This is a genomic window from Cytophagia bacterium CHB2 (assembly GCA_030263535.1).
Taxonomy (GTDB): Bacteria; Zhuqueibacterota; Zhuqueibacteria; order Zhuqueibacterales; family Zhuqueibacteraceae; genus Coneutiohabitans.
The window spans coordinates 1-8,554 of the sequence record SZPB01000284.1; the positions used below are offsets into that span (position 1 = coordinate 1).

General features: G+C 54.0%; 10 protein-coding genes. 6 read left to right on the top strand and 4 right to left on the bottom strand.

The window, feature by feature from the left end; all coding sequences use genetic code 11:
- Positions 1-28: 28 nt before the first annotated feature.
- Together FBQ85_21980 and FBQ85_21985 are read right to left on the bottom strand one after the other, a co-directional pair.
- Positions 29-268, bottom strand: coding sequence for a hypothetical protein (locus FBQ85_21980; GenBank protein ID MDL1877810.1), 240 nt, complete (start codon positions 266-268; stop codon positions 29-31).
- A complete protein-coding gene (locus FBQ85_21985) occupies positions 259-621 on the bottom strand; it encodes a hypothetical protein (protein ID MDL1877811.1) in 363 nt (120 codons plus the stop codon). Before FBQ85_21985 ends, FBQ85_21980 begins: the two co-directional genes overlap by 10 nt.
- An 89-nt stretch (positions 622-710) precedes the next feature.
- Here FBQ85_21985 and FBQ85_21990 point away from each other — a divergent pair, with 89 nt between their 5' ends.
- The 4 genes from FBQ85_21990 (at position 711) to FBQ85_22005 (ending at position 4,236) form a co-directional block, all read left to right on the top strand.
- Complete coding sequence (locus FBQ85_21990; protein MDL1877812.1) at positions 711-1,643, top strand: glycosyltransferase family 2 protein; 933 nt, start codon at positions 711-713, stop codon at positions 1,641-1,643.
- Positions 1,644-1,730: 87 nt separating this feature from the next.
- Positions 1,731-2,351, top strand: coding sequence for a sigma-70 family RNA polymerase sigma factor (locus FBQ85_21995; protein MDL1877813.1), 621 nt, complete (start codon positions 1,731-1,733; stop codon positions 2,349-2,351).
- Positions 2,341-3,021 (top strand): hypothetical protein, encoded by a 681-nt coding sequence (locus FBQ85_22000; GenBank protein MDL1877814.1) that lies wholly within the window; start codon positions 2,341-2,343, stop codon positions 3,019-3,021. Before FBQ85_21995 ends, FBQ85_22000 begins: the two co-directional genes overlap by 11 nt.
- 45 nt (positions 3,022-3,066) lie before the next feature.
- Entirely contained in the window at positions 3,067-4,236 is a 1,170-nt protein-coding gene (locus FBQ85_22005; protein MDL1877815.1) for a hypothetical protein, read from the top strand.
- Here the strand turns inward: FBQ85_22005 and FBQ85_22010 are convergent.
- Positions 4,233-4,610 carry a DUF4430 domain-containing protein gene (locus FBQ85_22010; GenBank protein ID MDL1877816.1) on the bottom strand — a complete coding sequence of 126 codons (378 nt, stop codon included), beginning with the start codon at positions 4,608-4,610 and terminating at the stop codon, positions 4,233-4,235. The two genes, FBQ85_22005 and FBQ85_22010, sit on opposite strands and share 4 nt — an antisense overlap.
- 205 nt (positions 4,611-4,815) lie before the next feature.
- Here FBQ85_22010 and FBQ85_22015 point away from each other — a divergent pair, with 205 nt between their 5' ends.
- Positions 4,816-5,481, top strand: a complete 666-nt coding sequence (locus FBQ85_22015) for a biotin transporter BioY (GenBank protein ID MDL1877817.1) — start codon at positions 4,816-4,818, stop codon at positions 5,479-5,481.
- Positions 5,482-5,522: 41 nt separating this feature from the next.
- Positions 5,523-6,539, top strand: coding sequence for a hypothetical protein (locus FBQ85_22020; protein ID MDL1877818.1), 1,017 nt, complete (start codon positions 5,523-5,525; stop codon positions 6,537-6,539).
- A 64-nt stretch (positions 6,540-6,603) separates the two neighbouring features.
- Here FBQ85_22020 and FBQ85_22025 read toward each other — a convergent pair.
- Positions 6,604-8,554: S9 family peptidase (locus FBQ85_22025; GenBank protein MDL1877819.1), on the bottom strand; the 1,951-nt coding region annotated here is incomplete at its 5' end.

The following is an 8,554-nucleotide window of genomic DNA, read 5'->3' on the forward strand; positions in this document are numbered from 1 at the left end:
ACGAACACGCAGGCGCCGTCGTACTTTATCAAGGCAGAGCTGGGATTTGGAAGAAAGCAGGAATGAGCCTGCCGTTAGTCATAAAGATGCGCTCGGCGCCGCAATAAAAATCGTGAAACACCGAAGCTTTGCCGCGCATCAGCAGCGAATGCGCACCGGCTTCGACATCTAAGCCCTGCCATTCGGCATAAAGCCAATCCAATTTCTGCAATTCATCACGCATCTCAGCGGCCAGCCGCAGCATCGCTTCTTTGGGTTTTATGCCCATAATTGTACGCCTTCCTCCGCAACGCGCGGCTTGAGCAATGCGGTTGCAGATTCAAAAGGAATGAGATCGACTTTGAATTTTGTCAATAGGCTGATTTCAGCCAACAGGGCAAAGTAACCGGCTTGGGGCAGGCCCTCCGCCACCAGGTCGATATCGGAATGCGGGCCAAAACGGTTTTCCTGAAACGCCGAACCAATGCCCAAGACCTGCTTGACGCCATGATTTTCCGCCAGAAAACGGGCAATTTTCTGAGCATCAGCTAAGGCTTGTTGACGGCGTTCTCCGTTGGCGCGCCGCTCGCGCAGTATTTTTTGCCGCCAGCCTTCCACGTATGAAGAAATGTCCCTGGCCATTTTTATCCGATAGCATTGACAAGAACTAAAATGGTTTCTGCAAAAATAAGGTGTTTCCCATTGCGTCGCAATCACTATTTCCCGCTGTTATGAGCGCGTTGCAGCCTCCCGCACAGGACGAAGCGTCCAAGCCGCTGGTTTGGATTCTCATCGTCAATTGGAACGGCAAAGCCGACACGCTCGCCTGCCTGGCTTCGCTGCGCAACATTCATTATCGCCCCTACAAAGTTTTGGTGATTGACAACGCTTCCAGCGACGGCAGCGTCGAGGCCATCCGCAAACAATTTCCGGAAACGCGCCTGGTGGTCAACGCCAAAAACGAACGTTTTGCGCGCGCCAACAATCAAGGCCTCGAAATCGCGCTGGCTGCCGGGGCGGAATTCGTGCTGTTGCTCAACAATGACACGGAAGTTGCCCCGGACTTTCTCGATCACCTCGTGCTGGCGGCGTTATTTCGCAAACACGTTGGCCTGGTGGCGCCCAAAATTTATTATCATCAACAGCCTCAACTCATTTGGTTTGCCGGCGGCAAAATCAACTGGTGGAGCGGCCGCATCTATCATCTCGGCTTGCGCGAGCTTGATCACGCTTCACTGGCAACCCCGCAGCCGATGGATTACCTCACCGGCTGCGCCTTGCTCGTGCGCCGCGCCTGCCTGCAGCAAATCGGCCCGCTGGATGAATCCTATCACATGTATGCCGAGGACGCCGATTGGTGCCAGCGCGCGCGCCAGGCCGGTTATTTATGCCTGTTTCAACCGGAGGCCAAAATCTGGCACAAAATCAGCGCAAGCTCGAGCGCCAGCTACAAAGCCTATCACAAAATCCTGGGCAATTTTCGTTTCTACAAACGCTACGCGCGCTGGTATCACTGGCTCACGATTCCATTTGGCGTGGCCTTCGGCGCCGTTCGCGAGTTGATGCGCACGGCCCTCAACCAGCCCGGCGAGATCGGCAAGCTGGCAACGGCCATGCTGTCGGGTTTTCGAGACATTTTATTCAGACGGCGAACGCAAGCCTAAAACTTTTTTCGGGCCAAATTCGTCCTAAACGTCGGACCTAACAACGGCGCAATACGCCCTCCGGGCGGGAGCGCCTCACGCAGCAACATGGCGGCTTCTATGACAGATGTTGATTTGATTGACAAATTTGTGAAAGGGGACGCCAACGCCTTCAACACATTGGTGTGGCGTTGGGAGAAAACGATTTACAATTTCGTGCTGCGCTACGTCGGCAATCGCGATGAGGCGCATGATTTGAGCCAGCAAGTGTTCGTGCGGGTTTATCGCAATCTGCATCGCTTGAACAACCCCTCGAGTTTTTCGACATGGATTCATCAGATTGCGGCCAATCTCTGCCGGGACTGGATCAAGCAGCGCCGGCGGCGACCGGTGGTGTCGCTGGAAAACATACAGGAACTCGGCTCGCTGGAATTGAACAAGAACCCGGCACTCACCCTGTTCCCTGACGCCAGCCAGCACCCTGATAAGATCGTGAGCCGGAATCAACTGCGCGAGATTATTGAAAAAGCGCTGCAAGAAATACCGGAAGAACAACGCATTGTCGTGATTATGAAGGAATATCAAGGTTTGAAATTCACCGAGATTGCCGAAGCGCTGGGCGCGCCGGTGAACACTGTCAAGTCACGCCTCTATTACGGGCTTTCGGCATTGAAAAAAATATTAACCCGTTGGCAACTGGATGACGAGGTGTTGCAATATGAAATGTGATGATACGAAACTCGCAATGATGGATTTGCTGTACGACGAAATCGAAAGTGAGACGGAAAAACTGCTGCGCACGCATTTCGCCGCGTGTGAGGAGTGCCGGCGTGAATACGAAACATTGAGCCGCACGAGTTTAACGCTGCAAGCGTTGCCGCAAGCAGCGCCCTCGCGTTCACTGGTTTTCGTCGAGGCGCGCCCGAGCTGGACGCAGTCGCTTAAGAATTTGCTTTTCCCCGAGCCTGCCCCGCGCTGGGGCAGGCTGGCGTTCGGCCTGAGTGCGGCGGTGGTTTCCGCGCTGGTGACAAGCGCGATTCTCAACCTCGAAATCAGCGCCGGCGGCGGCCAATTCAGCTATCGCACCAGCCTCATGCCGCGCCCGGTCGTCGAGGTCTCCGAGCAATACAAAAATCAACTGGCCGAACAACTGCGGCTGGAAAATCGTGAGATGGTCGCGCAACTTGTGCAAGCGCATTATCAAAAGCAACAAGCCGAGTTCGACCGCACGCTGGTGAATTTTGCAACGGAATTCAACCGTCAGCGCCAGCAGGATATTCTCCTGCTTGGCCAGGGCTTGGAAAAAGTCGAGCAAAACACGGTGAATCGCCTGCAGCAAACCGATCGCATAATCGATCAACTCATGCTGCGCGTAGGCAACTCTTCCCCGCGGCCTTAGAGGTAGGTTGCTCGAACCGCAGGCGTTCCGAATACGAGATGTTGTATGAAAAAAGATTTTCTACTCACAACTTTATTTTCATGTTGGGCAATACTGGCTGCGGCAAACGCAGCACATGCGCAAGCCGGAAGCGCTGAACAAGCCCGGTTGCAGCGCAATTTGGATATTATGGAATTGGTTCTCGACCGGTTGCTCGAGGTGCAATCGGCGCCTGGATGGCGCTGGAGTGCGCCGGCGACGCGGGCAACTTATCTTCCGGGTTTCGGCGTGTTGTTCAAAGTGCCTTCGGCTCAGAATATCTCCTTTTTCGAATTTGGACGCGAAACTAGAGGAAATTCTGCGCGCGTACGCCAGGAGTATTTTGCCTCGGGTTCCGGCGCAGCGACGAACATGCTTCCGGAAAAGACTAGCCGCGACGAAGCGATTCTCGAGTTCTTTGCGCACTGGACCGGCACACTCGATTATCTGAACGAAAACGAGCGAATTGCGATTTATCGCGATTCCCGTCCGGAGGTATCGGCGCTCTTTGATTTCGGCGGCGAAACGACGCGCCGTGTTGAAAGCGGCGAGGAAGAAATGCTTGCGCTGGTGCGCCAGCCTGATCTTGCCGCGTTGCACACCGGCAAACTGGATCGGGCACAATTTCAGGCGCGCATGCAAAGCAAGAAAATGAATGCCGATGATCATGATTTGAGCCGCATTGCCGCAGCGATCGGGCGCGCCGTCTCAAATCGCGCGGGCGAGGCGCGCGGCATTTATCTTGAAAATTATGGCGCCGTGTTTTTCACGAATGCCCAATTGGGCCGCAGCTTCATGGAAAACTTTTGGCTCGAAGACGAAGCGGAGAGGCCGGAAAAGGCGGTGGATTTTGAGGAATTCAAAACCGCCGCGCAAATCATGGCGGAGTTGAAACGCCGCGCAGAGCAACATGCCCAGCGTATGCAAATCGTGGTTAATGAACGCCAGCAAAATTGGCAAAGCGAGTATGGCCAGCTCAAAAACAAGTCGATCGACATTATCACGCAGCAAAGCCCGGCGCTGCCGCGCCTGCAGCCACAAGAATGGATCGTGCTGGTGACGGACTTACTCGATGCGCCTCCCCATCAACCGAATCAACTGATTTATCGCATAAAAAAACAGGATGCCGAGGATTTCAACGCGCAAAAAATCTCGCGCGAACAATTGCTCAAGAGAATCTCCTACACGGAGAATTAAAACGAAGCCATCACCCAGCGCAAGCGCATCGGCTTGGTGATTTTCACCTCCGCAATCCCGACTTTTGACGCCTCCCCATCGATCTCCAGCTTCCAGAATTTTCGATCTTTCGCCGCTGCCTTAAAACCGGCAATGCCGGACACGAAACGATGCGTGAAATCGGCGTAATCCATTTTGAAATGTTTATCCATCACCTCGCGGGCATTCGCGCCGGCAGGCACGCGCAACGTTGCGACGAGGTGATTGGTTGAGTCGGCAAAGATCTCAATGGTGACGCTCACCTCATTTGCCGTCTGCGCTGCCGTGAAACTCCATCCCAACAAAACAAAAAAAAGCGACAAGAACCATTTCAACCGCGTGTGTCGTATCGTCATCGTTCTTCCTTTTCGTTATTGAATTATAACATTTGGCCATCGTGCGCGGCGTTTCCGCAGAGGCGGTTTACGTGTCAAGGCGCGCGTGAAAAGCAAAGATAACCCGCACGCAACCAAGTTGCAACCTTTGACTTTGCAACTCCGGCTTTGTATATTCGCCAACAAAAATTTACTATTCGAAGAATTCTCCCAAGTTGAGGCGCGGATGCAATCGAAAGCGGCCGCCGTACCCACGCGTGAAAAACTGCGTCTCCTGACGCTGACGAGCCTGTTTACGGCGCTTACCGTTATCGGCGCATTTATTCGCATTCCCCTGCCGCTGGTGCCGTTGAGCTTGCAGGATTTTTTCGTTCTGCTGTCCGGCAATATTTTAGGGCCGTTTTTCGGCGCATTAAGTCAATTGCTTTATCTCGGACTTGGCCTCGCGGGCCTGCCGATCTTTGCGAATGGCGGCGGCCCGGCGTATGTATTGCAACCAACCTTCGGCTATTTGCTCGGGTTTCCGCTCGCCAGCTTCGTTGCAGGCGTGATACTGCACGGCAGATTCTTTCGCGGTTTCTCGCTGCCGGAGCGCCCGCTGTCACGATTGATATTGGCTAATGCCGCCGGCGTTGCCATGATTTTTACGCTGGGTGTGATCTATCTGTGGCTGAGTACGAATTTCATTCTGGGATCCGCGTTAAGCTTTGACAAGGCAGCTTGGATGGGCTGCATTGTTTTCCTGCCGAGCAGCGCGCTCAAACTCGCAGTCATCATCTTTCTTTATCGCAAGCTGCAAGCCCGTCTTGCGGCAAACGCCTCATTGCCTTTCAAATCTTATCCAAAGCAAAGCCAGGCGATCTTCTCAGAAAACCTGCGCTCACACGATTAACGGCCAATTTACTTACCAACATTTTCTTAATTCTTTTTGCCATGAACTCACTTTCCCCTGAAATCCATATTCTCGGTATTGACGGCGGCGGCACAGCGTTGAGCGGCTGCCTCATCCGCGGCGACGGTGAAATCCTGGCGAGTCGCCAGGCCGCCCCGGTAATTTACGCGCAAGTGCGCGGCGCGATCGCGCAACCGATTTCGCAATTGCTGGCGGCATTACAACACGATGCCAACGTTGCAACTGGGCCGGCTGATTTTGCCGGCGTCTGCTCCACTGGCGTTGGCCGCCCTGCTGATCGCGAAATTGTAGGCTCGGCATTAACCGCGGTTCATCTCGCAAAACATATTAGCGTTGATAGCGATGCCGTGAGTGCGCTCACCGGCGCTTTCGCAGGCGGGCCGGGCATCATCGTGAACGCCGGCACCGGCTCGTTTGCCTTCGCGCGCACCGATTCCGGCAAACTCGTGCGCATCGGCGGTTGGGGTTACCTCATTGGCGATGAAGGCAGCGGTTTCGCATTGGCGCGCAATGCCATCAACGCGGCGCTGCAAGATTGGGATGGGCGCGGGGAAAAAACGGCGCTGCGAAAATTTTTCGAACAACACTTTCAAGTCGAAAGCATCGAATTGAGCATCAGTAAAATTTACCAACCGGACTTCGATCGCGGGCGCATGGCAAAGCTGGCGCCCCTGGTATTTGAGGCTGCCGCAAACGGCGATGCCGTGGCGCAACGCCTGCTCAATGAAACCGGATTTGCGCTCGGCCGGCATGTTCAGGCTGCGCTGCAAAAATTCGAGCAGCAACAGAGTATCCCGTTGGTTTTGCTCGGCGGGCTTTTTCGCCGGCGCGAGATGTTATTGTCTTCATTTTGGCAGGCGCTCGGCACCGAAAAAACGCGAGTGCAAATTGTTGAGGCGCGTTTCCCGCCGGTGATCGGCGCAGCGTTGCTGGCGCTGGTGCAGGCGGGAGTTACGATTGATGAAGATTTTTTGAAGAGGCTGGAAAAATCTTATACCGCGAAGATCGCTCACCCGAAAAATGGAAACGAGGATTAGCGGCAAAATTCAGGGCTGAAACTTTCCACTTATCTTCGCCAATCCTCGTTTCCACACCTCTTGCTTACAAATTCTCGAGCAAAAAATCCGTAATCATGTTGAACAGGTGTACTTGCGTATCACGGCCGCTGATGCCGTGTTGCTTGCGCGGATAGATCATGAAATCGAACGGTTTGCGCGCGTCCTGCAACGCCATGGCAAGCTGCAGCGCGTTGGACATGTGTACGTTGTCATCATTCGCGCCGTGCACGAGTAGCAGCTTGCCCTTGAGATTCTTGGCATATTTCACCGGCGCGGTGCGCTCATAGCCTTCGGGATTCTTCGCGGGCGTCAACATGAAGCGTTCGGTATAAATCGTGTCGTAATTGCGCCAATCGGTTACCGGCGCGACGCTCACTGCTGCTTTAAAAACTTCATTGCCTTTCAGCAAACAAAACGCCGACATATAACCGCCGTAACTCCAGCCCCAAATGCCGATGCGACCGGCATCGACATAAGGCTGTTGCGCCAGCCACTTGGCCGCGTTGATCTGGTCCGTAGTCTCAAGCTCGCCGAGATTTTTGTAGGTCTGCATCATGAATTGCTTGCCCCGGCCGCCAGTGCCGCGATTGTCCACCGACACCACAATATAACCCTTTTGCGCCAGGAGTTGATGCCAATGTCCGCGTGAACTGCCCCAGCGATTGACCACGGTTTGCGAGCCTGGCCCGCCATAAACATACATCAACACCGGATATTTTTTATTGGGATCAAAATTCGGCGGTTTGATCATCGAATAATGCAAAACCACATTATCTGAAGTCGTCATCGTACTGAATTCTACCGCAGAAAATTGATACTCCTGCAGCGCCGGAATATTGTTCGGTTCGATCACTTCGACGATGCTGCCGTCATTTTTATGCAAAACCGCCTGCGTCGGCGTGCTGACATTGGAAAAATTGTCAAAGTAAAATTTTGTGTTGTCCGACATGTTGATCGCATGATGGCCGTCGCGCGCCGTCAACCTCTTCATGCCGGCGCCGTCCCATTTGATTTTGTAGAGGTGGGACTCCAGATGGCTTTTTTCCGTCGCCGTAAAATAAATGAGCTTGTTCTTTTCGTCCACCCCCTCGACTTCCGTGACGCCCCATTGGCCTTGCGTCACCTGGCGTACGACTCTGCCGTTCATGTCATAAAGAAAAAGATGCGGCCAGCCGTCGCGCAGAGAAAGCCACAGCAATTGCTGGCCGTTCGCGATGAAACGCCAATCGTCATTGATATCAATCCAACCGTTGGACTCTTTCTCCTCAAACAAAAGCCGCGTGGCGCCGGTGGCGGCATCTGCAAGCAAGAATTCGAGGTGATTTTGGTCGCGATTTAAGCGCAACACCGCCAACTCAGCGCTGTTTGGCAGCCATTTGATGCGCGGCACGTAAATATCGGTTTCCGGCCCGAGATCAACCCAGCGCGTGCCGCCGTTCGTGCCTTCCACCCCGATCACGCCGATCTTCACGATCGAATTCTTGTCACCCGCCTTCGGATAGCGCATCGGTTCATAAACATTATGCACCGGAATAAAATCGACAAGCGGAAACACCGACACCTCGCGCTCGTCGAGCTGAAAATAAGCAATGTGCCGGCTGTCCGGCGACCAATAGAAGCCCGTGCGAATGCTAAACTCTTCTTCATACACCCAGTCGAATTTGCCGATCAGAATATGTTCCTGGCCCTCGGTGGTAAGCTGCCGCGTTGTGCCGCTGGCGAGGTCCAGCACATGCAAGTTATGATTCTTGAGAAAAGCGATTCTGCGGCTGTCCGGCGAGAATTGTGGGTCACGTTCCTCCGCCTCGTCGTTCGTGAGGCGCTTCGTCGCGCCGGAGGCAATATCATAAAGATGAAGATCGTTTTTTGACGGCAATAAGATCGCGTTGCCATCCGGCGACCAAAAATAATTGCCCAGCGTGAAACGATTTTCCTGCCGCTGCTCGGCAAGCGCGTCTTGCAGCTTGACGTTGGCTCGCTCGTCGCCGGGACGA

Coding starts and splice junctions, on each gene's coding strand:
- FBQ85_21980 (MDL1877810.1), bottom strand. CDS start 268: ATGGGCATAAAACCCAAAGAAGCGATGCTGCGGCTGGCCGCTGAGATG.
- FBQ85_21985 (MDL1877811.1), bottom strand. CDS start 621: ATGGCCAGGGACATTTCTTCATACGTGGAAGGCTGGCGGCAAAAAATA.
- FBQ85_21990 (MDL1877812.1), top strand. CDS start 711: ATGAGCGCGTTGCAGCCTCCCGCACAGGACGAAGCGTCCAAGCCGCTG.
- FBQ85_21995 (MDL1877813.1), top strand. CDS start 1,731: ATGGCGGCTTCTATGACAGATGTTGATTTGATTGACAAATTTGTGAAA.
- FBQ85_22000 (MDL1877814.1), top strand. CDS start 2,341: ATGAAATGTGATGATACGAAACTCGCAATGATGGATTTGCTGTACGAC.
- FBQ85_22005 (MDL1877815.1), top strand. CDS start 3,067: ATGAAAAAAGATTTTCTACTCACAACTTTATTTTCATGTTGGGCAATA.
- FBQ85_22010 (MDL1877816.1), bottom strand. CDS start 4,610: ATGACGATACGACACACGCGGTTGAAATGGTTCTTGTCGCTTTTTTTT.
- FBQ85_22015 (MDL1877817.1), top strand. CDS start 4,816: ATGCAATCGAAAGCGGCCGCCGTACCCACGCGTGAAAAACTGCGTCTC.
- FBQ85_22020 (MDL1877818.1), top strand. CDS start 5,523: ATGAACTCACTTTCCCCTGAAATCCATATTCTCGGTATTGACGGCGGC.